This window comes from Leptospira stimsonii (genome assembly GCF_003545885.1).
In the GTDB taxonomy this organism is placed as follows: domain Bacteria; phylum Spirochaetota; class Leptospiria; order Leptospirales; family Leptospiraceae; genus Leptospira; species Leptospira stimsonii.
Window position 1 is genome coordinate 36379 of record NZ_QHCT01000012.1, and the last position, 26976, is coordinate 63354.

Below are 26976 nucleotides of genomic sequence, written 5' to 3' on the forward strand. Positions count from 1 at the left end.
GGCGGGAAAAAACGGGAAATTTCTCCTATCACGGAAACGGGTTTTCTGCAACGAAAAATTTCTCTTCTTGTACGTTGTCGGAACTCCGACAACGCGCAAAAAAGAAGAATCAAAAATTCGATTTCCGCATAAACAATGGAAAACAAAAAAAACGAAACAATGTTCCGACTTCGATTCCAATACTTTTTCATTTTCCTTTTTCTTCTCACGATTTCATACAACATATCCGCGAGAGAGATAGAAAAAATCACGATCTATGTGGACGAACATCCTCTTCTCGTCGAAGTCGTGAATACTCCGGCCGACCGTGCTCGTGGATTGATGTATCGAAAATCGATGGGGGAAAACGAAGGAATGCTCTTCGTCTTTTCAGAACCGGATTATTTGAGTTTTTGGATGAAGAATACTTTGATTCCTCTGAGTATCGCGTATTTCAATCGTGACAAGAGAATTACGGACATTCACGATATGAAGCCGAATCAGACGAAGGAACTCTATCATTCAAGCGAGAAGGTTTTGTATGCTCTTGAAGTGAATCAGGGGTGGTTTGCGAAAAGGAACATAGGCAAGTTCGGAGTTCTAAAAATTCCGGATCGTGTAAAAGCAACTCAGTAACCGGGGAAGGATCCCCGATTACTGAAATGTTTTTTAAAGGGCTTCTGCTGTCAGCTTCGCTTCCAATTCGTTTAACGTTTTGGTTTCGATCACTTTTGTAGATTTTAATTTTCCTTGCTCTGCCATCTTCAGGATGGTTTTGGAACCGATCGTTTCCGCGCTCACAGCGATTTCTTCGAGTTTCCCGTCTTTCTCAACGAAAAACTTTCCGGGCTCGGAACGAAGAGTGGAAAGAAATTGTGTCTTTCCTTCCTTTTCCACCTGAAGATCCAGTCTGCTTCCAAAATTAGAATATGTTAAAGTCAGCTTCTCGCCTTGGTTTTCGAAGGTTTTTACGAATTTTCCATCTTGATCATATTCATTGTAACCTACCGGGTTGCTTCCGGACCAGAATTCGATCAGGTTAAAAAGAATGATGTCAAAGAAAAAGCCCACTGCATAGAGAATGCTGAAGGGAAAATACATAACGAGAGTTTTGATGATCTTTGCGAGTAGTCCGCTTCCGATATTGAAACTTTCGTTTACGTCATAGACTTTTTTGACGATGGCAAATTTACCAAAACAATTAGCAAAAGAAATCAAGGTGATCATCGGAATGAGGAGAACGACGAGAGATTTACGAAACTTACTTTGTTGCATGAAAAACAACTCCTTTGTCAGATTTCTGAGAAGTGAATCCTTGAATCCGAAATTATGCAAGATTTTTCTTTTTTCAGATAAGAGAAATTGGAGCGGGAGAAGAAAGTCGGGGTGCTCATATTTCCTTGACCGGATCCAGCTTTGGAAAAACATGAGAGGAACATCGGGAGTAGAAGTTTGCTTTTTCCTACTTTAGAATTTTTTGTATTTTTTGTCTTCGTATTCCTGATCTACTGGTATATAATTCCCTATTTCTTCGGGAAAGACTCGAAAGCTCTCACCGTTACACATAGTTTTCTTCTCACCGTTAGCTACTATTTTTATATGAGCTGGGATTGGAGATTCGGAGGATTGATTCTTCTTTCCACCGTAATCGATTTCGTTCTTGCGGAAAGAATCCACCAAACCGAGAACAAGGAAACCAAATTTCTTCTCATCACGATCAGCTTGGTTCTCAATCTCGTTTTTATTCTCGGTTTTTTTAAATACTATAATTTCTTCGCAAATTCGATCAATTTATTTCTTGGAACGTTCGGAATCGGAAATTCTCTTCCGATCTTGAATATCATTCTTCCTGTAGGAATTTCGTTTTATACGTTCCAATCTTTGAGTTATACGATCGACGTCTATCGAGGTCAGATTCTTCCTGAAAAAAGTTTTTTGAGATTCGCACTCTTTGTTTCTTTTTTTCCTCAACTCGTCGCGGGACCGATCGTAACGGCGAGGACGTTTCTTCCGCAGATGGAAACGATGAAGAATATAACGGAGATTCCGTTTCGCAAAGCGACCCGTTATTTCATCCTGGGTTATATCAAGAAAGTTGTACTTTCGGATAACGTGTCACCGATCGTAGATTTGATCTTCGCAAATCCTGAAAATTACGGAACGGCGGCACTCTGGCTTGCGGCCACTTTGTTTATGATTCAGATCTATTGCGATTTCAGCGGTTATACGGACATGGCGTATTCGGCGGCGCTTCTTCTGGGATATGAACTTCCGGAAAACTTTCGAATGCCTTTTACGGCGAGAAGTATTACGGAATATTGGAGGAGATGGCATATCACTCTTTCCACTTGGCTTCGGGACTACGTCTACATCTCGTTAGGTGGAAATCGCGCCGGCGCATTTCGTCATAGATTCAATCTTTGGTTTACGATGTTTATAGCCGGATTTTGGCACGGAGCCAACTGGACTTTTATCGTTTGGGGAAGTTGTCAGGGAACCCTTCTTTTGATCGAAGCCATGTACGGAAGTATTAAGGAAAAACACTTTCCCCATTTTCGATTGCTTCCGGAGAAGCTCCTGGCTCCGATTCAAATCTTTTTGGCAAATTTTGTTTCCGTCGCTGTTGGAACCTGTTTTCGTGCAGAATCTCTTACGAAAGAATGGATCATGGTAAAGAGAATGTTTCTCTTTACCGAGGGTGGTTTACGTCCCTACATGTTGAAAACCGGGATCCCGGTGATCATCGCGGTTTTTGTAGGGCAGTGGCTCGGTTATCTCATATTTGAAAAAAAGAAAAGCTGGAATATTCCGGTTTGGTTCGAGTTTGCATTCTATCCAATTTTATTCGTTGGCTTGGCTCTTCTGACTCCGGATCTAGAAGTCCCTTTTATCTACTTTCAGTTTTGATGATTTAGCCTGTCCACTTCGTCTAACAAAACAACTTCGTTGATAAACGTAGTTCGTCAACTTGTCGAAGAATTTCGCAATGAAAATCCTTCTCGACAAACATTGATTCTGCTGTAACCCTGATCTGGATGTCCGGAAACCCTGATCAACAACCGAGAAGCCATCGATACTATCCGGGTGTCTATGCGGACTATATCATACAAATCGAATTCGGTTTAATCACGATTCATGCGAAGTTAGGAAATATTTCGGAAACGGGGATTTGTCTGATATTTAACGGGGAGGATTTGGAGCGGACGGAACCGGTGTGCGGATCGGTCATCGAGAAAAAGACTTCGAGACGTCTCGAGTTTGAAGGCGATATCGTATGGTCCGGTCCGGAAACGATCGATCATAAATTGAGATATGTCTACGGAATTCGTTTTCGAATGCCTATGATTCTTACTGAAACGCTGGTTCTGATCAATCTCTCATTGCAAGATCCTTAAACCATTCTTCTTTCATCCTATTTTCCGGATTGCCATATCCGCTTCCTTGAGGATCCTTGAATTCAGGATTCAACTTTTACAAGCATGGACCAAAAACAAATCACCCCAAAAAAACCAACTCTGCGGGAAATCGAAATCGGCCTTCTTAAAAAAATCAAAGAGGGTGATGACGAAGCCTATATTCAACTCGTGAATCCATTTCGGGAAAGACTTTTTCGAAAGGCCATCTCCATGGTCAAAGACGGAGATGACGCGGAGGATATCGTTCAAGACGCATTGATTTCAGGATATCGTTCCATCCGCAATTTCCGAGCCGAATCCGGAGTCTATACCTGGTTGTACCGGATTGTCGTGAACAAATCGAAGGACTTGTTAGCGAAACGGAAACGAGCTAAAGAGAATTCCATGGACGATAAGGAATACCAAGTCACGGATGAGAGGGTTGGTTTCGAAAAAAAAATTGAACTTAGTGATGAGTCCAACTATCTAATTAGCAAAATCAACGAGTTGGAAGATCTCTACAAAGAGGTCATCGAACTGAGATATTTCGAAGAAATGTCCTACGCGGAGATCGCAGAAGTTCTGGGGACGAACGTAGGAACCGTAAAGAGCAGGCTCTTTAAGGCGAAAGAATTTCTAAAACATTTGATTTTACAAGACGGCAAGGGTGAAGGATACTTCAGGTAGAAAAAAGATGAAAAGTTTACAATCAAAATTCAAGGTTCCGCTCTTTCTGAGAAAAGAGGACGGGGATCTTCTCAAGATAGAAAATTCTCTCGTAAAGACGATGTCCGAACTCCGAAAGAAAGAACTCAGCTCGATTTTGCTGAGTGAAGAATTCTCCCTCCGATTGAAAAACCAACTCCAACAAATACAGCCCGAACCCGAAAGAGGATGGGAAAGAATCCGAGAAAACGTTCTTTCCAACCGTGGTTTACAACTTTCTTTCTCTGCCGCTTTGGCATTGGCCATCGTATTCGTCTCGTACAATCGCTTTCAGACATCCACGTCACCGATACGAACGGAAAGATCCGGAACCGTATTCGGCCAAAATGAATCCGGTAATTTTAAGGATATTCCTTCTTCCGGATCTTTTCAGGCGGAACTCGACGCGGTTCTATTGAAACAAATTCCGGCGAACGCAGAAGCCAAAAAAACCTTGGATTCGCTCCAGAGATATTTTTCCGAAAAGGGAGATCTGAGAACCGCTGAAGAATTAGGTAAAATTTTAGAGATGACGCAGGGAAAGTAAGCCTCTCCATCTTTTTTCTTTTCTTTTCCTTAAGAAAATTTTTGCCGTTCTCATTTAGGAACGGCAAATTCCTTTAAGCCATTTTTCCAATTCTTTCCTTTCGAAATGCTCGCCTTCAAACTGACTTGGTCCCAAGTTCTTTATGTTCTTCCTATTTAAGATTTCAAAAGTAGGACCTCTTACTTTTCGGGAGTTTTCAAAGTCAGAATCGTTTGCGAAAGCTGACTCTTTTTCGTATGTAAAAGTAGGAACTCCTGCTTTTAGGGATTTTTCAAAGTAAGAATCGTTTGCGAAAGCTGACTGTTTTCCGTATGTAAAAAGTAGGATCTATAACTTTTAGGAATGTTTCAAAGTAAGAATCATTTGCAAAAGCTGACTCTTTTTCGTATGTAAAAGTAGGAACTCCTGCTTTTAGGAATGTTTCAACGTAAGAATCATTTACAAAAGCTGACTTTCCGTATTACAAAAGTAGGAACTCTTACTTTTGAGAAGTTTTTAAAGTAAGAATCGTTTGCAAAAGCTGACTCTTTTTCGTATGTAAAAGTAGGAACTCCTGCTTTTAGGGATTTTTCAAAGTAAGAATCGTTTGCAAAAGCTGACTCTTTCGTATTTCAAAAGTAGGAACTCTTACTTTTGGGGAATTTTCAAAGTAAGCATTGTTTTCAAAAGCTGACTCTTTTCCGTATGTAAAAAGTAGGATCTCTAACTTTTAGGAATGTTTCAACGTAAGAATCATTTACAAAAGCTGACTTTCCGTATTACAAAAGTAGGAACTCTTACATTTGGCAAGTTTTCAAAGTAAGAATCTCCTTCAAAAGCGAATCCAGCAAAGAACCGAGATCATTCTTTCGATTCGAATGAAAATTCTGGAACAGAGTTTTCGTTCAAAAAAACTTCTTATTTCCGAATTCCATCCTGTCTTCTTTGAAAAAAACCGGGATCGACGGAATCCAAGATTCTCTTGGATTCTTGGAAAATTTCGCTGTATTGCATACCTCGGCAAACGTCCAAAATCAGACAGGCGTGTTGGAGGATTCTACAACGGATTTTGAAATCGTAGAGATCTTTTCTGGAATTCAGAGTGTCTTTTAGGCGGATTAAGTTTTTATAATATTCTAAGAGTTCCTTTTCGGAATAGTTTCTGGTCTCTTCAAAGATTCCTCTTTCTGCGAGGACGACCGGAAGCACTTCTTTTAGATCCGATTCTTCTTGGTAGGAACTTTTTAGGGTTTCTATCCAGTTCAGAATCGGTTCCGACTTGATCACCGAAAGTGGGGCGGCGGTAGGATCTTTGAGAAACGCTTCCCGAAACAAGATGAGAGCCCTTCTTTCTTCTCCGGTTTGAAAAAGCGATTCTGCGCGAAGATAGAGAAACTCGGGAGAATTCCTTTCCACGGAAGAAGCGTAGTTCAAAATTTCGAGCGCGTTTCTATAATCCCGAAAACGGATCAGTTCGCGGATGAGTCCCAAAAGCGCGGACGGGTCTTGAAAATGCAAACCTTCCCTTTGAACCGAGATCTTCAGTTGATCCACTGCTTCGGAAAGAACCGATTCCGAAATACAACGAAACGAAGACGTTCCCGTAAATTTTTTGAGTTCGAAGGAGTTCTGGAACTCCGAAAAATATTGAACAAGAAGATGACTTCTTTCCCTTCCTTCTTTTGCGTTGTGAATTCGATCCAGTCGATTGTCCCAATACGATGCAATGAAGAATCCGGCGATCACCTCCGGGTGCTCGGGATCTTCGTTTAAGAGAGAATCAAAATTCTTCTTTGCCTTTTCAAAATCTCCATCGGAAAGATATTGATTCGCTTCTTCTAATTTTCGGGAAAAGGACATTGAGAATTATTCTTTGGATTGGAATCCGGCGGAAATCTTCATTCCACCGGAGTGTTGCGGTGACTTTCGAAATAGAATCAGTGAGTGGCTTTCTTATCGTGGTGTTTGCTGACTTGTTTTACGATCTTATCTTCCAAACCGTCGATGCAAGCGTAGATATCTTTGTTAGAATTTTGTGCGTTGAATTTATTTCCGTCTCCGTGCAGATTGAGATTCGCACTCACCTCTCCATGAATCATTTCGAAAGAGATCTCGAACGATTGAACGGAATGGAGATATTTTGAAACACGATCCAGTTTACTATCTGCATATTCTTCGGCGGCTTTCGAATGATCTACATTCTTCCAATTATAATTTATTTTCATAGGCGGCTCCGAATTATTTTTTTAACCCGGATCAGTTTAGACGAAGAGAGGAGTCATAAACACCAAAGATCCGGAATTTCAGGTTAGTCTTGAAAGGAGAAGAGTCAAATCAAAAAAAAATCCCGCCCTTTCGGGCGGGCCAAGTCAGTTAGAACTAGAGATGGGATGAATTAATGGGCTCAAATTACTTGAGTTATTGCGCGTTCGCAACGTTCTCCATGTGGATGGAACAAGCTTCTTGGTATTTTTTATAAGCTTCTTCTTCCGCATTGAGGGCCGCGTCGATATCCCCGATTTTTTGATAAATTGAAATTACGTTCTTAATGTTTTCCAGAGCTTGGCAAGATTTTCCTTGGCGAAACTCGGAGATGGACTTGAGATAAAGAACCAGAGCGTATCCGGAAGATTCTTTCTCTCCTATTTTTTCACGAACTGTGAGGGATTTGTTATAGAGTTCAATCGCTGAGTTGTAATCTCTCACTTTTTGTTTGAGACTTCCCAGGGCACTCAGCTTGTTTGCGAGTTGGATTTCATTCTCTGGTGTAAACTTAATAAGCTCTTCCTCGACCTTTTGGGCCTCAGGCATAGCATAAAGTCCAGTAAAAATGCTTAAAAAGAGAGCAACTGTTATAAACTTGTTCATCTTATCACCCCTAAATCCGGCTTCTGTATAGATATATGCAAGTGCCGTGCCAGTTTTCGGGGAGAATCTCAGATTCTTTCTTTTTTTTCTGGTTCTGAGGAGGGCTTCTAAAATTGTCTATCTCAAGCATTCTGCCAGATGGTCGCGCTACTTCCCAGAAATGAGAAGGGTGAGGAAAGTCCGGACACCAGGAAACACGGGACCGGGTAATTCCCGGAATTTTGATTCTTGAAAGCAATTTCAAGGGTTAGGGTATGGACAGTGCAACAGAAAAGAAACCGCCTTTTCGGAAGCAATTCTGCAGAGGTAAGGGTGAAATGGCGGGGTAAGAGCCCACCTCCGAGTTCGAGAGAAGTCGGGAATGGTAAACCCTCCCGGGTGCAATCTCAAATAGGCAACCTTTAGCCGTTTCCGCGGGGTTGCGGGTAGAGAGCAAGGACTCCGATCGGTAACTTTCGGAGCAAGATAAATGGCCATCCATCTCTTCGGAGAGGACAGAATCCGGCTTATAGGCAGAATGCGCCGAAATATTTTTGAAAGAAGAATGAAACTTCGGCCTGGAGTCGCAAAAGCGGTTTAGGCAGAAGAAGGTGGTAGCAATTCAGCTTTTTAACCTTTGCAAAAGCTGAAAGTAGGGACTTCGACGGACGGTTCCGATTTTGCGTATATACGAACTTCGTGGAAACGGCGGGATTTGCTTTGGAGCGGGATTGTTTGCGCGATTATACGAACTTCGTGAAAGCGGTGGGATTTGCTTTGGAGCGGGGATGTTTGCGCGTTTATACGAACTTCGTCAAAACGGTGAGATTTGCTTTTGAGCGGGGATATTGGGCGTATATACGAACTTCGTGGAAACGACGGGTTTTGATTTGGAGCGGGGCTGTTCATGCGTTTATACGAACTTCGTCAAAACGATGAGATTTGTTTTGGAGTTGGGATGTTCGTGCGTTTATACGAACTGCGTGAAAGCAATGTGTTTCGGGTTTGGAGCGGGCTCGTTTGCGCGTTTATACGAACTTCGTCAAAACGGCGAGATTCACTTTGGAGTTGGGATGCTCGCGCGTTTATTCGAACTTCGTCAAAGCGGCGAGATTTGCTTTGGAGCAGGGTTGCTAGGCGTTTATACGAACTTCGCAAAAGCGGTGAGATCAGAATTCGATTTATAGAAATGTTTTCTAAAATCCTAATTTACATAAATCGAATCTATTGAATTAAAAATTGAGTTTGGACCGGAACGCTGGATCCATTCAAGGAAGAATCAAAGACAATGCCAAAGCCGATTCGTTATCAATACAGTTACTCTCAGAAAGTCGCCTGGGGAGACATGGATGCTTTTGGGCACGTGAATCACGTAGTCTATGCCAAGTATTTTGAGAACGCGAGGGCGAATTACTTTTCCGATTTGAAGCTCTGGGATTCACCGGATCGTCCCTCGACCGGCGGACCCGTGATCACTCATATCGAAGTTGATTATAGAAAACAGGTTCGTTATCCGGAAGTCTTGGATATCACCTTACAGGTCGATTCCGTTACTTCCCGCTCCTTTCACATCTCTTGTACGATGTGGAATCAAGAAGGAGAATGTGTTTCGACTGCAAAGGGAGAGTTTCTCTGGTTCAACTTTGCGACTCAAAAACCGACACAACTTCCGGAAGTCTATAAGACTCTTTTTTTCCAAGGGCAAACCTAACTTTCTTCTGAAACGCAGATAAAATTAATTTTCCGATCTCGGAAGGAAGATTCGATCTCTTTTGGACGAGAATGAATTTTTGCGGAGAAAAAAAGATTTCTCGAAAGAATCTCTTTTTACAGGAATTACGATTTAATTTTAAATTGGAGAAAGGGCACGGGCACTTTGCGCGGGGAAGAATTCAAATCATGGGTACGTTTTTTTAAGGAGCGAGCTTGATTCTTATTTTTTTGTCATCTATTGATAAAAATGTAAATACTCTTTTCTCCTAAGAAACGGAAGCTCTTTTAAATTTTGTCTTCTTTAGACAAGACTTGAAAACTCGAAGAATGTCCGAAAAAAGAAACAGACATTCTTCTTAGAATTTCCTCTCAATCGATCATATTCTCTAAACTTTATACAATAGAATTCTAAAGTAAGCTTAAGATCCAAGTGTCCAAGGAAAACGCACCTGCACCCGTAAGAACCAGGGCCAAGGCGGCACCGATCGCAAGAAGATGGAATTCATATCCTTCTCCTTTTTGCGCACCGAACCAGTTGATAAAGAAGCCGTTTTCTCTGTGAACCAAAAAGGCCGCTCCTAACATAATGATCGCGATGCTCAACGCGGTAAAACGAGTGAGAAGTCCGAACACGAGCGCGACGGAACCGAGAGATTCTCCGATGATGACAAGGAAAGCCACGATCGCAGGAAGTCCGACGGTCCCCGTAAAATAACCCATGGTTCCTTTGAAACCGTAGCCGCCGAACCATCCGAGGAGTTTTTGCGCTCCGTGTGGAAAGATTACGAGTCCTAATACCACCCTTAAAAGAAAAGGGCCAAGATCGGAATTTGTGGAAAAAAGTGTTTCTAACATAATGATTCTCCTTCTATCAACTCTCAATACTTTATGTTTGAAGTAGTTGCTTTGTTTTTAAATGATTTAAACATGAAGTAATTTGTCAACCGAAAAACAATCGTCTATTCCCTTTTTTGGAAAAAAGAAATCGATTTTGGGTACAGAAAGTGCGGGTTAGGAAGATGACGGACGTTCCGATTCTATTCTTATAAATTGGAGGTTCAAAGGTTGGTTTCGATTTGCAAGTCGGTTTAAAAAAGCTTGCTAAGCCCTGTAAAGAGGAAATGTTTTCCCGTCATGTGTGATACATTCTTAGCGACTCCTTCCTTTACGGGCAACGGTTCTATGATTTTTGGTAAGAATTCCGATCGAGAACCCAACGAGGCCCAAGCTCTTCTTCGTGTTCTTTCTCGCACGGGAGAAAAAGAGACGCAGTGCACGTATATCAAGGTTCCGAGCGTGAAAGAAACGCAGGAAGTGATCTTATCGAAACCGTTTCAGATGTGGGGAGCGGAAATGGGCGCCAATTCTTCCGGTGTCGTCATCGGTAACGAGGCGGTCTTTACAAAAATCCCATTTGAAAAAAAGAATCAAGGTCTTACTGGAATGGACCTTCTTCGGTTGGCCTTGGAACGAAGTAAGAATGCGGAGGCCGCAAGAGAAACCATTCTTCAACTCTTGGAACAGTTCGGCCCGGATGCCTGCGGTGGTTATTCAAATTCTTCCTTTTATTATCACAATAGTTTTTTGATCGCGGATTCTCAAAACGCCTTTGTACTCGAGACTGCCGGTAAGTTCTGGGCTTGGAAAAGAATCGAAGGTTTTTATTCGATCTCGAACGGACTTACTTTGGAGGATAACTTCGATGCGATTCATCCTCGCGCGATCGAGTTTGCTCTGAAGGAAGGTTGGTTGAAAAAGGGAGAACCCTTTTCGTTTCGTAAAGTATTTTCGGATTCCTTTTTTACTTTTTTCAGCAAATGTAAACTCCGTCGAGCTCGGACCGCTTCTATGGGAGAATCCAGAAAAGGAACATTCGGTCCTCGAGACGCGATGGAAATTCTGAGACAAGAAGGTGAGCCGGGGAATTCCCATTCTTTTTATCCTTCTTCTTCCGATATGGGTTCCGTTTGTCTTCACGCGACCGGACCGATTACGCCTAACGGTACTACGGGTTCTTTTGTGGCTGAGTTGAAAAACGAAACTTCTAAAAATCGTTTCTGGTTTACGGGAACTGCGATTCCCTCGATTTCTCTTTTTCTTCCCGCGGGTTTTCCCGGTACCAGTTTTTTAGAGAAGAATTTCGAACAACCGAGCGCGTTCTTGGATACTTCTCTTTGGTGGACTCACGAAAAATTTTATAGAGAGATTCAGCGTTTTTATCCGGACGCAAAAAATTTGGTTCAACCCAGAATCGCTTCTCTGGAAGAAGAATGGTTTCAAGAACTTTCCAAATTGGAAAAGAATTCCAATCCTTCCAAAGAAATCGATCTTTTGAGCGAAAAGGCAGGTCGAGTGGCTCTTCAAGAATATCGTTTTTGGAACGCGAATTTGTTAAACGAATTAAAAAAGAAACGTCCCAAGAAGGCCTTCGCGCCGTTTTACAACCTGCAATGGTCCTCTTGGAATCGGAAAGTCGGAATCAGCGTTTCTTAGATGCGGCTTTGCGGATTCTTAAATTGATGAGTTCGACTCCGAGAGAGAAAGCCATCGAAAAATAGACGTATCCTTTCGGGATATGAAAGTGAAGCCCGTCCGCAAACAACATAGCTCCGATCATGATCAAAAATGAAAGCGCAAGAATTTTCATCGTCGGGTGTTCGTTGATAAAATCGCTGACCGCGCCCGAGAAAATCAACATCACGATCATCGAAAGAAGGACGGCGACCACCATCACTTCAAAGTGTCCGGATAAGCCGACTGCCGTTACGATGGAATCCACCGAGAAAATAATGTCCAAGAGAATGAGTTGTACGATCACTCCCCAGAAGGAAACTTTTTCTTTCTCGGATCCGGAATGTCCGTCTTCGGCTCCTTCTATCTTTCCGTGAATTTCGCTCGTGCTCTTTGCTATGAGGAAAAGTCCCCCGCCTAACATGATAAGATCTCTTCCGGAGATCGCAAAATCAAAGACGGTGAAGAGCGCGTTGGTAAGCGAGGCGATCCAAGTGACCGCAAAGAGAAGTCCGATTCTAAATCCAAGGGCAAGTGTAAGTCCTAAATTTCTCGCCTTAGCCTGTTGATTTTTGGGAAGTTTTCCGGCTACGATGGATAGGAAGACGATGTTATCGATTCCAAGGACGATTTCCATGAGGGTTAAGGTTAGGATTGCGATGATCTTATCGGGAGTCAGGAGTTCCATGCAAATGCAGTTAATTTTTCGAAAACAAAGAAATCAATCGATTTACAAGGAAATTTAAGAGGTCATACTGGAAGTATGGAGTTTCTTCCGGAAGTTTTTCGAACCAAAGAGGTGAGTGGAATCCATCTGCGTGCCAAGACGATTCTTCCTTGTCTCCCTCCTCGTTTGAGCCTTCTCGTCTTTCTGAGACATTCCGGTTGTATTTTTAGCAGAGAAGCCGTTCAAGATCTCAGAGAAATTTCCGAGTCTTGTCTTTCTTTTCCTCCGATTCTTTTTTTCTTTCCGGGAGAATTAGGAGAAGCCAAAGAATTTTTCGGAGAAATCTGGGAAGAGGCTTCGGTTGTAGCCGATTCGAGGGTTGAATTCTATCAGAATCTCGGTTTAAAAAATGCGACTCTGGTCCAGTTAGCGGGTCCCGAAGTTTTGATCGGAACGGCAAGGGCCACTCTCAAAGGCCTTTTTTATGGGATTCCCGGAAGGAATTCTCTGCGAATGCCCGGAGCCTTTTTGGTCGTAAAGGATCGAATCGTCTGGGAACACGAATACAGACATATCGGAGATCATCCCGACTGGAGAAATCTTCCCGGGGTCACTCTGATTCCCGGCGCGGAATTCGGTCCGGACGTGATGCCTGCGTAAAAAAAGGAAAACTTATTCTTCTATTCTCTTTGGGGGATCTCTCAAAATCTGGATGAAACAAGTCGGTTCCCATTGCACAATCCAATAGAAAATTTTTCAAATCTTCCCCTTGCTCCTTTAATCCAACAATCCATCAAAGACGTCGGTTATTCGAAACCGACTCCGATCCAAATTCAGGCGATTCCTCCTTTGCTCGAAGGAAAGGACCTTTTGGGCTGTGCCCAAACGGGAACCGGAAAAACGGCCGCCTTTGCGCTCCCGATTCTTCATCGTTTATTTACGAATTCGAGAAAGGCCGCACCGAAACAAACCCGAGTTTTAGTTTTAACTCCTACGAGAGAACTTGCGATTCAAGTTCATGATAGTTTTAAAGTCTACGGTCAACACTTGAAATTGAAAACCGCCGTGATCTTCGGGGGCGTCGGTCAGAGTCCTCAGGTGAAAAGTCTTTCTTCCGGCGTGGACATTCTTGTGGCGACTCCAGGAAGGCTCGTGGATCTGATCGATCAAAGATTCTTAAGTTTGAGCGAACTCGAAGTTTTCGTTTTGGATGAAGCAGATCGGATGCTCGACATGGGTTTTATTCACTCGATCAAAAAGATCATCGCGATGTTGCCGAAAAAACGTCATAATCTTTTCTTCTCCGCGACGATGCCCCCTGATATCGAAAAACTTGCGGGGACGATGCTCGTAAATCCGGTTCGAATCGAAGTGACTCCGGTTTCTTCGACGGTGGAACTGATTCAGCAATCCGTAATGTTCGTGGATTCGGATAAGAAAAAGGAACTTCTAAAACATCTCTTTAAGAATCCGGAACTCAAACGGGTGATCGTTTTTACGAAGACAAAACACGGAGCCAATCGTGTTTCCGAACTTTTGGGGAAGAGCGGAATTTCGGTGGACGTGATTCATGGGAACAAATCCCAATCCGCGAGACAAAGGGCTTTAGAAGATTTTAGAGCCGGAAAAATCCGCGCCCTCATCGCGACCGATATCGCCGCAAGAGGGATCGACATCGATGAGATTTCCCACGTGATCAATTACGAAATTCCGAATATTCCGGAGAGTTACGTTCATAGAATCGGAAGAACCGCGAGAGCCGGGACACAAGGTGTCGCGATTTCGTTATGCGACATGGAAGAGAGGGCATTCGTTCGAGACATCGAAAGAGTGATCGGACAGAAGATTCCCGTCAATCAACATCAGCCCTTCCATTCGGAAAACGTAATGCACTTTACCGGAAGGATCAAGCCCAAGACGAATTCAGGAGGAAGACCTCCGCAGAGATTTCATTCTTCACCGAGTCGAAAGAAGTCGAATTTCCCTTCGAAGCAGAGATCTTTTCGTTAGAAGCGCGAGCGAGTAAGACCTTGTCGTAGTTCCGACGACTTTTCCGTGAAAGTCGCGCGCCCCCACCCTGAATGGGTGGAGGAGGCGGGTCCGCGGGAAACCTCGGATGAACTTTCCTCTATCAGAAAATTCTCCTTTTCGCAAGTGCAATTCTCTCCCACGATCTCTTGTCGTAGTTCCGACGACTTTTTCCTTTCTTCACAATGCGACGTACTTTTGATTCTTATCTCACAACGGTCACGGAACAAGGGGCGTGGTGGACGATTCGGTCCGAAACGGAGCCAACCAAAAATCTTCCTACAGCCGAGAGTCCTCTCGATCCGATTACGATCATGTCATATTTTCCTTTTGCGGCGGTCTCAACGATCGTGTCCGCAGGATACCCCTCTAGGACCAAACGATCCCATTTGATCTCCGGAGATTCATCCAAGATGGAATGAATTTTTTCGAATCTCTGTTCGCTGATCCATTTGACCCTGTCCTTCCCTTCCGGAGCTTTTTCATAATAACCCGGGAGAGGGCCGAATTCTTCCACGACTTCTAAGATCGTCAGACTTCCTCCGGAAGCTTTGGCAAGCGCGATCCCCATCTCCAACGCCTTCTTCGAACTCTCGGAGCCATCCACAGGAACCAGTATTTTTTTAATCAGTCTTTGCATGTTTGTTTCTCTTTTTTTCCCAAAATTGTATCTCTCTCGAGATTGTTTTCCAATCAAAAAATGAAGAATTTTATCCAAAGAAAGATTGATTTTGATCAAAGGTGGAAGATCGATTCCTCAAAAGTTTTGGACAAAGAAGCTTCCGATCCACCTCTTTTCGACTATGAATCAAAAGACAGATATCGATCGTATATTAATAAATTCTTATTTAGAATATAAAAGAACCGGTAAGTCCGATTCTCTCCTCAAGCAGGCTGAATTTTGGATCAAACGATTTGCGACTCGAAAATATACTCTGGATGAAGATGGAAGGGCGGAAGTGATTCTTAAATTCATTCAAAAAATCGAAATCTTTTCCAAAATCTTTGAAACAAAAGGTTATCGAAATTTCCCTGCCTTCGCCTTTGTCTTCTGGAAACATCTCGTCTACAATCAATGGAAAAAGGAAAGAATCCTTTCTCAAAAAGAGGCTTCTTTTTTGGATCCGGATCGACTGGAAGGATCTCCTTTTTTCGAACCGGATTATGAACTTTCTATCGATCCTTTCCGAAATTTTCTCCGAGAGAATCTGGAAAATCTGGATCGAAGAGGAACACTCATCTTCAAATTAAAACACAATCTCTATTTGGAAAGAAAGGAGATCCTCCTCCTCAAGAGTATTCTCCTTGCCTCAGGAAATTCCATCCCCGAATTTTTACGCGAGAGAAAAGAAAAACGATTTCGCACTCGAAATAAGGAACTTCTACTTTTGGAAAAATTGGAATCCTCTCATCAAATCCTCTTTTCCAAACGAAAGGACGCGAGTTTTGTCTCTTCGAGGTTGAAGGAAAAATTCAAAAGAAAACTTCTGAGAACGGATTCGATCTATACATTTTTGGAAATCGGAATCTGGTTTGGTTGGAGCGAGCACGTTGTCAAAAGGCTTTATCACCAAACAATGAATCGTCTCCGAAGCGCCGGACTTGACTCGGAACAAGCATTGGCCTTCGAACCGGACACAAAGACCGCATAAGAGACGTAGATTCTTGGAAACAAAAACCGATTAGGGAAGAATCCTCTGATTCCGACTTTTTCGATGAAGGAATCAAGCCGATCCTATCTTTTCCAATCTCGAAGTCGGTTGCAAAATTTGTGTCAGAATCCGGTCTTTTTGAGAAAGGAACGATCCGTTGGATGGGAATTCTTTACCTCCGTGTTTTCAAAAAAAAATAGGGTCGTCTGATAAAAAGTGGATCAGTAAGATCCTTATTATATCTTGGTTGTTCGAATTTTAAAAAAGAGTAAGAAATGAATCAGTCAGAATCACTCAAACTTAGATGGAAATTAACAGTCGGTTTGGAATTGCTCACAACGATTTTGGCGGTTCCTTTGGCGGTCTTATTTATTATCTCTGCGGGAGGATATGATTTCGATCAGGCGATCGCGGTCATTATTGCGGCCGCGATTTCAACGCTGACTTCTTATGTGCTTCCTACGATCCGCTTTTTTTATTTGGGAAGAATCCTTCAAAATCTGGAAGACCAGACTTGGTTTTCTCTCAATACACAGCAGAGGGTCGCGGTAAAAACGAAAATTCTGAACTTCCCAGTTTATAATTCCATTTTTTATCTGGTTCAGTGGAGTTTAGGAATTCCATTTGCGTGGTGGCTCATGCATTTCTTTTTTACACCCACCTTTTTGGAATCCATTCCATTTGCTTTTCTTCCGTTGATCATCTATCCGATTTTGGGAGTATCCCATTTTTTCCTCACCGAATCCAGCTTTGTCGATATCTTGGAATCGGATCGCCTCAACGAAGTTCAGATCGATTCCGATCGGATTCTTATGGTGGGAGTTCACGCGAGAATCTTTAGTACGATCACGGCGATCGCAATCCTACCGATCATCATTCTCGGCTACCTCCTTTTCGAAGAGACCTCAGGTTGGATCAAACTGGGAGACGTGACCATTCCTCTGATTCTAACGTTGGTTTTTATGCTGATCGCGGTCGTTGTGGCTTCGTATCAGCTTTCCCTCACGATCCGGAGAAATTCCGAAAACATGATTCGTATTTTCGGAGAAATGTCCAACGGAAATCTTACCCACGTCCTTCCGATGGTATCGAGCGACGAATTGGGTTCCAACAGTCGCGCACTGAATGAATTTGTTAAGCGACTTCGAATTATCGTAAAAAGTGTTTCGAGAGAAGCGGAAAAATTGTCCGGAAGTTCCAAAACTCTCGGAGATAACACGAAAGATTTGTCCAGAAAGATGCAGGACCAAGCCGCGTCCACGGAAGAAATGAGTTCCGGAGTGGAAGAGATCGCCGCTTCGATCCATTCTACGGCGTCGCGTGCGGACGGTCAGACTCAAATCGCGAAAAAGGCCCAAGCCTCCTTAGTGGAACTGGAAGGAAGAATCCGCCAGGTTCACACAGCGCTTCTCGAAACGAAGGTCGACGCGGATCGGATGAGGAGCGAAACCAAAAGTGGAGAGGACGCCTTACAAGGTACTCAAAAAGCGATGGAAGCGATCGAAGAAAGTACTTCTAAAATGGGAGCGACCGTAAACGTCATCAAAGACATCACGGACCGAATCGGCTTACTTTCGTTAAACGCCGCGATCGAGGCCGCTAGGGCAGGAGAAGCCGGAAAAGGATTCGCTGTCGTCGCTCAGGAAATCGCAAAGCTCGGAGAGCAGACTCAGGACAACGCGAAACGAATTACGAGTGCGATCGCGGAAGCGTTAAATGCCACGAAGAGCGGAAGAGAAGTGATCGAATCGACTCAGACCGTTTTTAAAAGAATCGGGGACACGGTGGAAGTCACACTGGATCGGGTATCGGCGGTAACAAAACTTTCGGATTCTCAACTTGTGGCGAGCGAACAAGTGAAATCGGCGTTTTCGGATCTTTCCGTTTCTTCGGATGAAATTCGAAACCATACACAGGAACAAGCGCAGACTTCGACGGAATTTTCCAAAACGATCGTCGCCATTTCAGAAACTACCGAATTCTTAAATCAAGTCGTATCCGAAATCGACGAACTCGCCATCAAATTAAACGAACAAGCCGGAAAACTCAAATCCGAAGTGGAATTTTTTACGACCTAATCGAAAACGACTTCGTTTATCAATTGGAAGAATTGAGAATCAATCTGATATAAAATCGTATCATTTCCTCGTAGTTCGAAATCGAAATTCTTTCGTCTATACCGTGAAATCTTTTTACGTCCTCCGGTTTTACTCGGACCGGAAAAAACCGATATGCGTTATCCGCAACAGTTCCGTAGTGAAGGGAATCCGTATACGCGGAGACGAGCGCAGGAGCGACGATCACATCGGGAATCGTTTCTTGGATCGAACGTCGAATCGTTTCAAATCCGATCGAATCGGTGCTCGAAACGGAGGAAGGTTCGAAAATCGTATCTGGAGGATTCAGACGAATCCTTTCGTCGTTTAGGATTTTTTCGGTTCGATCCAAAACTCCCCGGTGAGAATCCCCTTGGAGAATTCTAAAATTAACCGTGGCTTCGGCGCTCGCCGGAAGAACGTTGTCCTTAAACCCGCCGGAAATTTTTGTAATTGCGGAAGTAGTATGAAGCTGTGCCCTCGTGGAATTTTTTTCACTCAGACGCGACTTTAGAATCGGACCAAAGAGCCATAGATTGCTCATAACCCATCTGGATCCGAATTTCATCTCGGGTGCGAGCCACTGAAAGGTTGTTCTCTGTATTTCTCCTAAGGAAAGCGGAAACGGATTCTGCTCCATTCGCGAAAGACCGGAGCTCAGAATTCCGACCGCAGTTTCTTCCGGAGGCATAGAAGAATGACCTCCTTCTTTGAGATCGACTTCGAGCCCAAGGGAAAGATAACCTTTTCCGGCGATTCCGATCAACGCGATCGGTTTTTCGATTCCCGGTATCAAACCTTCTGCGATGATCTGACCCTCGTCCAAAACGTATTCAAAACGAAGATTTCTTCTTTTGAAAATTTCGGTGATCGCCTTTGCGCCGAGTTTTCCGTAGATCGTCTCTTCGTCTTGACCGATCGCAATAAAAATAGAACGTTCCGGAACATGTCCTTTCTTTATTAGAATTTCAATAGATTCTAATATAGCAAAAACGCTACTTTTGTCGTCCCAAGCACCTCTTCCCCAAACAAAACCGTCCCGTATTTCGCCTCCAAACGGTTGGTGGCTCCAAAGAGAAATCGTGCTCGGATCCACGTCCACTACGTCCGTGTGCGCGCAAAGAAGAATCGGTTTTAAATTCGGATTCTTACCCTGCCATTCGTAAAAAAAGGAAAAGTTGCTTACCTTCGTTTTTTTAAGTTTCGCTTCTACGGATGGATAACTCTTCCGGATGTGTTCGTTTAACGATAGGAATTCACGCGAGTTTGCGTTCGTATCTTCGAGGGAAGAAACCGTTTTAAAGCGAACTCCCTCCGAAAGTCGTCGTAAGGCGGCTTCCATCGGTAGCGTTTCTTTAGGAACCGGGTCGATCTTTTTTTGGAATGAGCTTGCCGAAAACGTCCGAAAGACCGTAAACAAAAGAACGAGACCGAAAAGGGATAACGCAAAAAATGAAAATTTTTTCATGGTCAGTGTTTAAATTCTTTTGTCTGTTTTTCCAGCGCTAATTTTCCGAGAAAAAGGGAAAGTTGTTCGAAAAGAAATTCGGACTGTTGTTCTTGAAACTCTTGAACGAGAAAATCCAAATCCTTTTTGAGATACAATTTACCCCGAGAAACGACCGCGTAGAGACTCGATGTTTTTGTCAGATCGTTCGTGGGATCTTCCTTAAAAATCAAAAGATCCGGTGAAGCGCCTTCCATGAGAGAAAAAGAAGATTCATTGCCGATAGACCGATTTGCGTCCACGGTGGCCATTTTCCAAACATCCATCGCGGGAATCCCCGCTTCTCGAAAGAGACGCATCTCTTGGTGCAAACTTGCGCCCGGAACCACAAAGGGTTGTTGTGCGTCCGAACCCAGATGAAGGGTCGCACCTGCTTGGTAAAGTTTTCGAAGTAAGGTTTTCTTTTTTGTAAGGGCGCTCTGAACGTGGTTCTTTAGATATTCTTTCCCGATTCCTCGATATGCCGGGATTCCTATCTCAGGATTCCAAACGACTTCCCTATAAAATCGGGGCATCAAAGAAACTGCCGGATCTTTTCTGGCGGATTCGTAATCGGTAAAAAGCAAAAGTCTTTCTGAGGCGACTAACGTAGGCGTGTTGGCGATTCCGTGTTTGATGGAATGGTGAACGATGTCGTTTAACAATTTCTCGCTTACTTCACCCCAGTCCGAACCTCGGTTTAGAACGCTGTCTTTTTCCAAGGATTGAGGTCTTGGAATTCCGAAAAAATGCTGAACATCGGGAATATTCGATTCTTCGTAAGTCATTCCGTAGGGGACGTGACCGATCACCGGCAAACCCTCTTTGTTCGCGGTTTCTACGATCGCTCGGATCATGGGAACGCTGAGATTCTCATATGATTTGATACAATCTGCGCCTTTTTTTTTGAGTTCGTAAACGGCTCTCTTCGCTTCCTCCGGAGAATTTACGACGATCGAATTCTTCCATCTCGGAATTCCCGAAGTTACGAACGCGTCGCAGGATACGATCTTTGGTCCGAAAAATTTTTCCTCTTCGATCCCTTTTCTTGCGTAGGGGACGGCCGTTCCATCGATGTCCCCCGCGATCCGTACACTCGTCACTCCGTGCGAAAGGTAGAGAAGAGAAAAATACGGGATCAAATCCAGCAGGTTGTGCGGAGGAAGGTGAGCGTGCATATCCACGATTCCAGGAGTGACGGTCATTCCGGAAAATTCCGCTTTGTTGTGGGGTCGATCTTTTTGAATTTTAAAGATCCGGTTGTTTCTAAATTCGAGACTGAGGTTTGAAACAATCTTACGATCCGGATCGAAGACACGAACCTGATCTAAAATAAAATCGGTTCTGGGATGTATCCCGATTTCAGGGTAGGACAAAGACCTCCATAGAATCAGAAGAAGGCCTGCGGCAACGCAGAGTAGGGCGATCAATATTTTTTGTTTCATAGACTTTCCGAGGTAAAGTTAAAAATGAGGAACCCTCATTAATTTTCTTAGTTCGATACTGAGGGATCCTCATGTTTTTGTCAACAATGATTTGGTTGAATGAAAAAAGAAAGAATACAGACTGGCAGAATGGACGGAGAGTCAATTTTGCTTACGAGGGCCAACCCGGTCCAAAAAAGAGCTCGTGAAAAACAGGAATCGATTTTGAATTCCGCAAAGGAATTGATTCTAAACGTAGGCCCGGATCGTTTTACGTTGCAGGAGATCGCGGACTATATCGGTTCCCCAATCGGGACGATCTATCGTTATTATTCCGGGAAACCGGCGATTTTAAGGGCAATCGCTCAAACACATCTGGATGCCCTTCGTTCGGATCTTGAAACGGAGCTCGGTCAATACCGGGAAAAAAAAACGGACGAGATTCAATTTCAAAGAGTGATCAAAAAAATTCTGGAACTTTTCGAAAGGGCCTATTCGAGCGATCCCGTTTTTCAGATCGTATGGAGCGGCTCCCAAGCATATCCCGCTCTGAGAGAATTGGATCTGGAAGATACGAAGAAGAATGCGGTGATTATCGCCGATTCGATCGAATGTTTCGTCCCTAAGATGAAAAAACAGAGATTGATTGATATTTGTATTCTGATTTGTGATTCTATCGGGAGCGCGTTGCGACTAACGTCGATGATGGAAGAGAAAGAAAAAAGAGGGGTTCTTCTCCAATTGCGCGGAATGATAACGAACCACCTCTACATGGCCTATAAAAGTTTCGGACCGGAAAAATAAAATCTTCTATTTTGTTTCAAGTCTCGGGGTTTTAAGAAGAATGTTCAAACCTCCGATTATGGAACCGAAGATCAAACTCGCGACGATCAACGGTATCAGGTGGGAATAGTTCCCAGGTATTACGACGAGCGCGATAAACCAAGGAAGATTCATAATTTCCGTAAAAATCAGAACGCTCCAAAATTTCGAAAACCCGGTTTCCGTGAGAGTTACGATCGTCCCGCAGGAAAACCAGAATAGAATCGATTGTATTAAAACCCAAGTTCCCACGTTCGGATCCGCGAGTCCGACTAATAGACCTTCCATAATTCCCGCTACGATTCCGATTAAAACAGCGTTTCTCCAACGAAGCTGATTTTGGTTCATAAAAAATCTCCTTTTCACTTTATGGAGAATTTTTCAACATCGTAAACGGTAAAATCAAATTCTTATCGAATCCGTATTTTATTGATCTAGAATATACGAAACTTTTAAAGTATCTTCCAAAACATGTCATATTTCTTTAAGGATGTTGACCTTTTTTTGACCTCTATTTCGCCGTACCAAAGAAGTCCTTTTCTAGGAATGAACAACGAGGAAAGGGGAGTGAAACGCAAACCTTTTCTTTTCATCCCGCGCAAACGGATTGCCCGATTTTGTTGTATCCGATGTTGAAAAGGAAATCCGAGAGGGAACTATGCAGAATCAGAGCACGGAGTCCAGACTCCTCCAAAATCAGGAATATTTTACGGAAGTTCGTTGGCAGGAGATCGATCAGAATCAACACGTAAACAATATCGTGATTCTAGGATATTTTGACGAAGCGAGGTTTCGTGCCATGGTTCAATCCGGCGTGGATATGAACCGTCTTCTCAAAGAGTTCACAATCAGTCCCGTGGTCACCAAAATCGAGTTGGAATACAAGAACGAGCTTACCTATCCGGAGAAAATTCGTATCGATTCTAAAATCAGATTCGACGGGAAGATAAAGGCCTTTCACGATCAATATGCGTATCGTCTTTCGGACGGAAAGCTTGTCGCGGTCTGCGTCGCTCATTGGTTCCTGATGGACATTCAAAAAAGAAAACCGGTCCCGCTTTCTCAAATCGGAATCGATTCCGTACATCCGGAGCTGTCCTCATTATATTAGAATTTTAGAATCTACTAAACTTCTTAAAAGAGCCTCTCCGATCTTCGTAAAAAAAGACAATTCTTACGGAAATCGGAAACTACAAGATTTTCCAACCCTTATCCTTTAGTTTCGTTTTGAAATGGGAAAATTCTTCCTTAATGGAAGCGACCGCCTTGAAGCCCGCCTCGATGCCTCGGTTCACGGAGCGTGTGAGTTTTTCCGCGCTCGTCGTTACCATGGATAACTCTTGGACCGTCGGCGCGACCACTTTGATTCGTACGTCTTTCGGCGGGTGTTTGATGATCTGCATCGCACGATTGTACATCGTATGATGAACCTTTGTGATCATGTGATGTAATCTTTTGTTGGACGGATAAGCAAGCCAACCTTCCAGTCTGGAAATCGGATTGGAAAACTCGTCCTGATTATTATTTAAGACAACCGTAATATCCTTATAACCTGCTTCGATCACCTTCTCAAGAGGAATCGGATCCGCGATCCCGCCGTCCCCGTAGAACTGACCGTCCAATTTCCATTTTCCGCGAGTCGCAATCGGAAGAGAAGTGGCGGCCTTGAGAAGGTTGAGCGCGTTAGACGCCGATGTCTTGATATACTCCGCTTGCAGTTTTGCCAGGTTGGTCACGACGACGTACAGAGGAGGCGCTTCTTTTTTATCGAAATTTTCGGAAGGAAGGCGGTATTTTTCCCCAAAGATATAATCGATGAGATATTCCTGATCCAGAAGGGTTTTGCCTTTGAGCGGATGAAAGAACGAGATGAATTTATTTCCGATAAGTTCCTTTTTCCAGATGTCGAGAATCTTCAGAGATTCTTCGTAACTTTGTTCGTAGCCGGTTGCATAATAAGCCGCGGAACAGGACCCGGAGGATACGCCGACGATAAGATCAAAATGAGTGGAAGGAATGTATTGGTGGAGCGCCGCGAGAACTCCGCCTGCGAACGAACCTTTCATTCCTCCACCAGCAACGATGAGGGCCGTGGATTTTTTTCCCGGTTTCGGAAGCAGGTGATTGGATCCGAGAAACGTTTCTTTTCCCGGAGTGAAATAGGAACTCATACGTTCAGCTTTCAAAAGAGAAGAATTCTTTCAATGAAGATATCGTGTTCTTTTATCGGAATTTGAAATTTCCGTTCTGAAAAAGGAAAATGCCATTCGTTCGATTCCTATCTTAAGCGTAGAATGGTGCTAAAAGGATGTCACACGGGATCGGTTCCTCGTGAAAAAAGGAGACCTCAGGATTTTGCGGAATTTCTAAATTCCTCTTCACTCGTTTTGGGAATCTGAATTCGAGTTGATCGACCATTTTTTCGGAATTAAATTGTAGAATGGATCGAAATCTTAGGACTGATCCCCAGGAAAAATGTAAAAATTCTCGTTCGAATTTTGATCGAAATATTACGAATGCGGAGCGTGAGGAAACCATGCGAAAGAATCTGATTTGTTCTCTTTTTCAAAATTGTCTTTGGCGGATATGGATCCTAACCTTTGCCGTCTCCCTTGGCGCGAGTGAAATCGTATCGCAGACAGGGGAAGAAAAGGCATTTGCAGAAAAAAAACAAACCCGCTTCGAACTTCTCATCAAAAGGCAAACCTATCGCTGGACTCCTTACGATTACACATCCTTCTCGGAACATTCTCCGATCGAAAGTTCGATCCGGACGGATTCCGTAAAACAAAATCAGAAGGTAATCGTACCCCTTGCGTTTCGATACGACAATTTGGAAAAGAATTTTAGAATCGAGATTTCCGCATACGAAGTCGAGTTGGCGAATGCAAATACGAATCGAATCCAAGCCGGCGAGGGCGGGATTCAGAGTCGGAGGACGTATTTTAATCCGATGATTCGTTCCGAATCTGAATTCAATTATTATAAAATTCTAAACTTGAATTCGGACTGGAAATTATACGTAGGCGGGGGAATTCGCAACATCAACAAATACAAATACGGCTATTTTCTCAGGGAAGGCGGTTATAAGGAATACTTTTATACGTATGGTCCTCAGCTTGCCTTCAATTCGGAATACAAACTCTGGAAAGAAGTTTCCATTCATTTGGGAATCGACCTCTTTTATACGGAAGGGAATCGATTTTATAAGGAACAAATGTTTCTTCCGGATTCAATCGTAGTTTCGAACGGAAACGCAGGAGTCAAAGGAATCTACCGAGGATACGAGATCGATCTTTCTTTGAGTTATCGAATTTTTGAAACCGTAAAATTCTTTGCAGGATACAATTCTATAAATTCTTATTTTAGTTATTTGGGATTTAGACAAACGGACTTTTTTATTGGAAATCCCCAGACAACTCCGTTCCCGGCGCAAGGACTCAGTGTTCCAACCATCTCCCATCGGATCCGTTCGGGAAATTATGAGATCCTGCAGGGGTTCTATCTGGGAGTTTCCGTTCGTTTTTAAGATTGAGCGAGTTTGATTTCGAAAGGCCGAAGTATCAAATTTTTCAGGCGTTGGTCCATCTCGCGTTTGTTTTTTTGTTATCTTATTAATACCGCAGTTTGGGACTTATAAGTCGAGTAGCATGCAACGAAATTTTCATTATTCTTTTATTATGCGTTTTGTTTCTCAATACAAACCCGTTGTGCCTATGTTCTTCATTTTTTGGAGCGTTTTTATTGGATTTACTTTAGAGGGACGACCGAAGGAGAATTTTGATGAATTGATCTATCCTTTTCAAAACCCTTCCATAAGAAGAGTTTTGGATTTGAGCCATTTCAGATTAGAAAAGATTTCCAAGAGGATTTCTATTTTTCGGAATCTGGAATGGCTTCAATTAAATGGAAATCAGCTCACGACCCTTTCCAAAGAGATCGGAAACCTTCGAAATTTGATAGGATTGTATTTAAATGAGAATCAATTGACTTCTCTGACAAAAGAACTCGGTCGATTGAAAAACCTACAAGAGCTTTATTTATATTATAATTACCTTACATATCTTCCGGAAGAAGTCGGGAATCTCGAAAGCTTACGGGAATTGTTATTGGATCATAATTCTCTTCGAGCGCTTCCGGCGAAAATCGGAAATCTAAAAAGCCTGAGGAAATTAGAGATATCGCATAACGTTCTTATTGAAATACCAAGAGAGATGGGACAACTTCGGAACTTACAAGAATTGAACTTGCTTTCGAATCAGCTCTCGGATCTTCCGAAGGAAATTGGACAATTGCTAAACTTGAAAAACCTATATTTGGACCAAAACTCAATCGTCATTCTTCCGAAAGAAATAGGTCGACTGCAGAATTTAGAAACTCTATCAATCTACGGAAATCTGCTCGAAGCTCTTTCGGAATAGATTGGACAATTGGTAAACTTAATAAATTTGTATTTGGACTATATTTCAATCGTCATTCTTCCGAAAGAAATCCGGCGACTGCAGAATTTAGAAACTCTATCAATCTACGGAAATCTGCTCGAAGCTCTTCCGGAAGAGATTGGACAATTGCAGAATCTAAAAGAATTGGATTTGTCAAATAATCAAATTTCTTCTCTTCCCAAGGAAATTGGACAACTTAAAAATCTACGAACTTTACATTTACGAAACAATCCGATCACCCATCTTCCCGAAGAGCTTTGGCAATTGCAGGGATTGGAAGAATTGATCCTAAATCCGGATTCGTTTTCAGAAGAAGAGAGGAAAAAGAATGCGGAGCGGCTTCCTAAATGCAGGATTTATTATATTTCCTCTACCTGATTCCAAAATCTTCAAAACAATATATTCTAAAAATAGAATGTAATGCTATAGTTCGAACCTGTTCACAGATAAGAAAAGAACGATAAGCTGTAAATAAACTGTGCATAAAATGGAGACATCGTGTTTGAGCAAAATTCAGAAAGTTATTTCCTGCTTGCTGGAGGAAATACTTCAAGAAAGTCTTTTAAAGACATTTTAGCCACTTGGGTTTTTTCTCAAAAAAGTCTCAAAATTCGGTTAATTTTTCTAAAAAGGGTTTGACCGGTCGAGAGACGTAATTAATTTGGATCTTGCGCCGTAGACAA

27 protein-coding genes and 1 other RNA gene are annotated in these 26976 nt (G+C 42.9%); 17 read left to right on the top strand and 11 right to left on the bottom strand.

The window, feature by feature from the left end; translation table 11 throughout:
• The first annotated feature begins 159 nt into the window (after positions 1-159).
• Entirely contained in the window at positions 160-615 is a 456-nt protein-coding gene (locus DLM75_RS22545; protein WP_118970792.1) for a DUF192 domain-containing protein, read from the top strand.
• Positions 616-648: 33 nt separating this feature from the next.
• On the opposite strand, the gene DLM75_RS22550 is transcribed toward DLM75_RS22545, so the two are convergent.
• Complete coding sequence (locus DLM75_RS22550; protein ID WP_118970793.1) at positions 649-1254, bottom strand: DUF3332 domain-containing protein; 606 nt, start codon at positions 1252-1254, stop codon at positions 649-651.
• Between the two features lie 177 nt (positions 1255-1431).
• On the opposite strand from DLM75_RS22550, the gene DLM75_RS22555 reads away from it, so the two are divergent.
• From DLM75_RS22555 to DLM75_RS22570, 4 genes are all read left to right on the top strand, one after another.
• The gene (locus tag DLM75_RS22555; protein WP_118970768.1) at positions 1432-2886 is read left to right on the top strand and encodes an MBOAT family O-acyltransferase; all 1455 of its coding nucleotides are present in this window, start codon (positions 1432-1434) and stop codon (positions 2884-2886) included.
• A gap of 128 nt (positions 2887-3014) precedes the next feature.
• The gene (locus DLM75_RS22560; protein WP_118970769.1) at positions 3015-3374 is read left to right on the top strand and encodes a PilZ domain-containing protein; all 360 of its coding nucleotides are present in this window, start codon (positions 3015-3017) and stop codon (positions 3372-3374) included.
• An 84-nt stretch (positions 3375-3458) separates the two neighbouring features.
• Positions 3459-4061 carry an RNA polymerase sigma factor gene (locus DLM75_RS22565; protein ID WP_118970770.1) on the top strand — a complete coding sequence of 201 codons (603 nt, stop codon included), beginning with the start codon at positions 3459-3461 and terminating at the stop codon, positions 4059-4061.
• A 7-nt stretch (positions 4062-4068) separates the two neighbouring features.
• Positions 4069-4626, top strand: a complete 558-nt coding sequence (locus DLM75_RS22570) for an LIMLP_12425 family protein (protein ID WP_118970771.1) — start codon at positions 4069-4071, stop codon at positions 4624-4626.
• Positions 4627-5523: 897 nt separating this feature from the next.
• Here the strand turns inward: DLM75_RS22570 and DLM75_RS22575 are convergent.
• The 3 genes from DLM75_RS22575 to DLM75_RS22585 form a co-directional block, all read right to left on the bottom strand.
• Complete coding sequence (locus DLM75_RS22575) at positions 5524-6465, bottom strand: tetratricopeptide repeat protein (RefSeq protein ID WP_118970772.1); 942 nt, start codon at positions 6463-6465, stop codon at positions 5524-5526.
• Positions 6466-6542: 77 nt separating this feature from the next.
• Positions 6543-6830, bottom strand: a complete 288-nt coding sequence (hpf, locus tag DLM75_RS22580) for a ribosome hibernation-promoting factor, HPF/YfiA family (protein ID WP_069609281.1) — start codon at positions 6828-6830, stop codon at positions 6543-6545.
• 193 nt (positions 6831-7023) lie between these two features.
• Positions 7024-7473: a tetratricopeptide repeat protein gene (locus tag DLM75_RS22585; RefSeq protein WP_118970773.1), complete on the bottom strand. Its 450-nt coding sequence runs from the start codon at positions 7471-7473 to the stop codon at positions 7024-7026.
• 126 nt (positions 7474-7599) lie between these two features.
• On the opposite strand from DLM75_RS22585, the gene rnpB reads away from it, so the two are divergent.
• Positions 7600-7998, top strand: an RNA gene (gene rnpB / locus DLM75_RS22590) — RNase P RNA component class A.
• 742 nt (positions 7999-8740) lie between these two features.
• A complete protein-coding gene (locus DLM75_RS22600; RefSeq protein WP_118970775.1) occupies positions 8741-9163 on the top strand; it encodes an acyl-CoA thioesterase in 423 nt (140 codons plus the stop codon).
• A gap of 410 nt (positions 9164-9573) precedes the next feature.
• Here DLM75_RS22600 and DLM75_RS22605 read toward each other — a convergent pair whose 3' ends face one another.
• A complete protein-coding gene (locus DLM75_RS22605) occupies positions 9574-10020 on the bottom strand; it encodes a DoxX family protein (protein ID WP_118970776.1) in 447 nt (148 codons plus the stop codon).
• A 279-nt stretch (positions 10021-10299) separates the two neighbouring features.
• Between DLM75_RS22605 and DLM75_RS22610 the strand changes: the two genes are divergently transcribed.
• Positions 10300-11658 carry a carcinine hydrolase/isopenicillin-N N-acyltransferase family protein gene (locus tag DLM75_RS22610; protein ID WP_118970777.1) on the top strand — a complete coding sequence of 453 codons (1359 nt, stop codon included), beginning with the start codon at positions 10300-10302 and terminating at the stop codon, positions 11656-11658.
• On the opposite strand, the gene DLM75_RS22615 is transcribed toward DLM75_RS22610, so the two are convergent.
• Entirely contained in the window at positions 11645-12364 is a 720-nt protein-coding gene (locus DLM75_RS22615; RefSeq protein WP_118970778.1) for a TerC family protein, read from the bottom strand. The two genes, DLM75_RS22610 and DLM75_RS22615, sit on opposite strands and share 14 nt — an antisense overlap.
• Before the next feature lie 75 nt (positions 12365-12439).
• Between DLM75_RS22615 and DLM75_RS22620 the strand changes: the two genes are divergently transcribed.
• Positions 12440-13003, top strand: coding sequence for a SelL-related redox protein (locus DLM75_RS22620; RefSeq protein WP_118970779.1), 564 nt, complete (start codon positions 12440-12442; stop codon positions 13001-13003).
• A 72-nt stretch (positions 13004-13075) separates the two neighbouring features.
• On the top strand, positions 13076-14353 hold the full coding sequence (locus tag DLM75_RS22625; RefSeq protein WP_118970780.1) for a DEAD/DEAH box helicase: 1278 nt from the start codon (positions 13076-13078) through the stop codon (positions 14351-14353).
• Positions 14354-14576: 223 nt separating this feature from the next.
• Here the strand turns inward: DLM75_RS22625 and DLM75_RS22630 are convergent, their stop codons facing one another.
• The gene (locus tag DLM75_RS22630) at positions 14577-15011 is read right to left on the bottom strand and encodes a universal stress protein (RefSeq protein ID WP_118970794.1); all 435 of its coding nucleotides are present in this window, start codon (positions 15009-15011) and stop codon (positions 14577-14579) included.
• 163 nt (positions 15012-15174) lie between these two features.
• Between DLM75_RS22630 and DLM75_RS22635 the strand changes: the two genes are divergently transcribed.
• Positions 15175-16023, top strand: a complete 849-nt coding sequence (locus DLM75_RS22635; RefSeq protein ID WP_118970795.1) for a sigma-70 family RNA polymerase sigma factor — start codon at positions 15175-15177, stop codon at positions 16021-16023.
• Positions 16024-16298: 275 nt separating this feature from the next.
• A complete protein-coding gene (locus tag DLM75_RS22640) occupies positions 16299-18101 on the top strand; it encodes a methyl-accepting chemotaxis protein (RefSeq protein WP_118970781.1) in 1803 nt (600 codons plus the stop codon).
• 19 nt (positions 18102-18120) lie between these two features.
• Here the strand turns inward: DLM75_RS22640 and DLM75_RS22645 are convergent, their stop codons facing one another.
• Positions 18121-19587 (bottom strand): M20 family peptidase, encoded by a 1467-nt coding sequence (locus tag DLM75_RS22645; RefSeq protein WP_118970782.1) that lies wholly within the window; start codon positions 19585-19587, stop codon positions 18121-18123.
• Between the two features lie 2 nt (positions 19588-19589).
• On the bottom strand, positions 19590-21050 hold the full coding sequence (locus DLM75_RS22650; protein WP_118970783.1) for an amidohydrolase family protein: 1461 nt from the start codon (positions 21048-21050) through the stop codon (positions 19590-19592).
• Between the two features lie 99 nt (positions 21051-21149).
• Here DLM75_RS22650 and DLM75_RS22655 point away from each other — a divergent pair, with 99 nt between their 5' ends.
• The gene (locus DLM75_RS22655) at positions 21150-21833 is read left to right on the top strand and encodes a TetR/AcrR family transcriptional regulator (RefSeq protein ID WP_118970784.1); all 684 of its coding nucleotides are present in this window, start codon (positions 21150-21152) and stop codon (positions 21831-21833) included.
• A gap of 6 nt (positions 21834-21839) precedes the next feature.
• Here DLM75_RS22655 and DLM75_RS22660 read toward each other — a convergent pair whose 3' ends face one another.
• A complete protein-coding gene (locus DLM75_RS22660; RefSeq protein ID WP_118970785.1) occupies positions 21840-22199 on the bottom strand; it encodes a hypothetical protein in 360 nt (119 codons plus the stop codon).
• 310 nt (positions 22200-22509) lie between these two features.
• Between DLM75_RS22660 and DLM75_RS22665 the strand changes: the two genes are divergently transcribed.
• Positions 22510-22962, top strand: coding sequence for an acyl-CoA thioesterase (locus DLM75_RS22665; protein ID WP_118970786.1), 453 nt, complete (start codon positions 22510-22512; stop codon positions 22960-22962).
• A gap of 79 nt (positions 22963-23041) precedes the next feature.
• Here the strand turns inward: DLM75_RS22665 and DLM75_RS22670 are convergent, their stop codons facing one another.
• Positions 23042-24022 carry a patatin-like phospholipase family protein gene (locus DLM75_RS22670; RefSeq protein ID WP_118970787.1) on the bottom strand — a complete coding sequence of 327 codons (981 nt, stop codon included), beginning with the start codon at positions 24020-24022 and terminating at the stop codon, positions 23042-23044.
• A 365-nt stretch (positions 24023-24387) separates the two neighbouring features.
• Between DLM75_RS22670 and DLM75_RS22675 the strand changes: the two genes are divergently transcribed.
• The 3 genes from DLM75_RS22675 (at position 24388) to DLM75_RS22685 (ending at position 26671) form a co-directional block, all read left to right on the top strand.
• Entirely contained in the window at positions 24388-25380 is a 993-nt protein-coding gene (locus DLM75_RS22675; RefSeq protein WP_118970796.1) for an LA_2444/LA_4059 family outer membrane protein, read from the top strand.
• A gap of 121 nt (positions 25381-25501) precedes the next feature.
• Entirely contained in the window at positions 25502-26272 is a 771-nt protein-coding gene (locus tag DLM75_RS22680; protein WP_118970788.1) for a leucine-rich repeat domain-containing protein, read from the top strand.
• Positions 26273-26281: 9 nt separating this feature from the next.
• Positions 26282-26671: a leucine-rich repeat domain-containing protein gene (locus tag DLM75_RS22685; protein WP_158586511.1), complete on the top strand. Its 390-nt coding sequence runs from the start codon at positions 26282-26284 to the stop codon at positions 26669-26671.
• The last annotated feature ends 305 nt before the right edge of the window (positions 26672-26976 follow it).

What these genes read in the sequence shown, in the direction of transcription:
- DLM75_RS22670 (WP_118970787.1), bottom strand. Translation starts at nt 24,022, where the DNA reads ATGAGTTCCTATTTCACTCCGGGAAAAGAAACGTTTCTCGGATCCAAT.
- DLM75_RS22630 (WP_118970794.1), bottom strand. Translation starts at nt 15,011, where the DNA reads ATGCAAAGACTGATTAAAAAAATACTGGTTCCTGTGGATGGCTCCGAG.
- DLM75_RS22660 (WP_118970785.1), bottom strand. Translation starts at nt 22,199, where the DNA reads ATGAACCAAAATCAGCTTCGTTGGAGAAACGCTGTTTTAATCGGAATC.
- DLM75_RS22635 (WP_118970795.1), top strand. Translation starts at nt 15,175, where the DNA reads ATGAATCAAAAGACAGATATCGATCGTATATTAATAAATTCTTATTTA.
- DLM75_RS22665 (WP_118970786.1), top strand. Translation starts at nt 22,510, where the DNA reads ATGCAGAATCAGAGCACGGAGTCCAGACTCCTCCAAAATCAGGAATAT.
- DLM75_RS22645 (WP_118970782.1), bottom strand. Translation starts at nt 19,587, where the DNA reads ATGAAAAAATTTTCATTTTTTGCGTTATCCCTTTTCGGTCTCGTTCTT.
- DLM75_RS22570 (WP_118970771.1), top strand. Translation starts at nt 4,069, where the DNA reads ATGAAAAGTTTACAATCAAAATTCAAGGTTCCGCTCTTTCTGAGAAAA.
- DLM75_RS22640 (WP_118970781.1), top strand. Translation starts at nt 16,299, where the DNA reads ATGAATCAGTCAGAATCACTCAAACTTAGATGGAAATTAACAGTCGGT.
- DLM75_RS22610 (WP_118970777.1), top strand. Translation starts at nt 10,300, where the DNA reads ATGTGTGATACATTCTTAGCGACTCCTTCCTTTACGGGCAACGGTTCT.
- DLM75_RS22675 (WP_118970796.1), top strand. Translation starts at nt 24,388, where the DNA reads ATGCGAAAGAATCTGATTTGTTCTCTTTTTCAAAATTGTCTTTGGCGG.
- DLM75_RS22560 (WP_118970769.1), top strand. Translation starts at nt 3,015, where the DNA reads ATGTCCGGAAACCCTGATCAACAACCGAGAAGCCATCGATACTATCCG.
- DLM75_RS22545 (WP_118970792.1), top strand. Translation starts at nt 160, where the DNA reads ATGTTCCGACTTCGATTCCAATACTTTTTCATTTTCCTTTTTCTTCTC.
- DLM75_RS22550 (WP_118970793.1), bottom strand. Translation starts at nt 1,254, where the DNA reads ATGCAACAAAGTAAGTTTCGTAAATCTCTCGTCGTTCTCCTCATTCCG.
- DLM75_RS22620 (WP_118970779.1), top strand. Translation starts at nt 12,440, where the DNA reads ATGGAGTTTCTTCCGGAAGTTTTTCGAACCAAAGAGGTGAGTGGAATC.
- DLM75_RS22655 (WP_118970784.1), top strand. Translation starts at nt 21,150, where the DNA reads ATGAAAAAAGAAAGAATACAGACTGGCAGAATGGACGGAGAGTCAATT.
- DLM75_RS22650 (WP_118970783.1), bottom strand. Translation starts at nt 21,050, where the DNA reads ATGAAACAAAAAATATTGATCGCCCTACTCTGCGTTGCCGCAGGCCTT.
- DLM75_RS22585 (WP_118970773.1), bottom strand. Translation starts at nt 7,473, where the DNA reads ATGAACAAGTTTATAACAGTTGCTCTCTTTTTAAGCATTTTTACTGGA.
- DLM75_RS22600 (WP_118970775.1), top strand. Translation starts at nt 8,741, where the DNA reads ATGCCAAAGCCGATTCGTTATCAATACAGTTACTCTCAGAAAGTCGCC.
- DLM75_RS22565 (WP_118970770.1), top strand. Translation starts at nt 3,459, where the DNA reads ATGGACCAAAAACAAATCACCCCAAAAAAACCAACTCTGCGGGAAATC.
- DLM75_RS22605 (WP_118970776.1), bottom strand. Translation starts at nt 10,020, where the DNA reads ATGTTAGAAACACTTTTTTCCACAAATTCCGATCTTGGCCCTTTTCTT.
- DLM75_RS22680 (WP_118970788.1), top strand. Translation starts at nt 25,502, where the DNA reads ATGCAACGAAATTTTCATTATTCTTTTATTATGCGTTTTGTTTCTCAA.
- DLM75_RS22575 (WP_118970772.1), bottom strand. Translation starts at nt 6,465, where the DNA reads ATGTCCTTTTCCCGAAAATTAGAAGAAGCGAATCAATATCTTTCCGAT.
- hpf (WP_069609281.1), bottom strand. Translation starts at nt 6,830, where the DNA reads ATGAAAATAAATTATAATTGGAAGAATGTAGATCATTCGAAAGCCGCC.
- DLM75_RS22615 (WP_118970778.1), bottom strand. Translation starts at nt 12,364, where the DNA reads ATGGAACTCCTGACTCCCGATAAGATCATCGCAATCCTAACCTTAACC.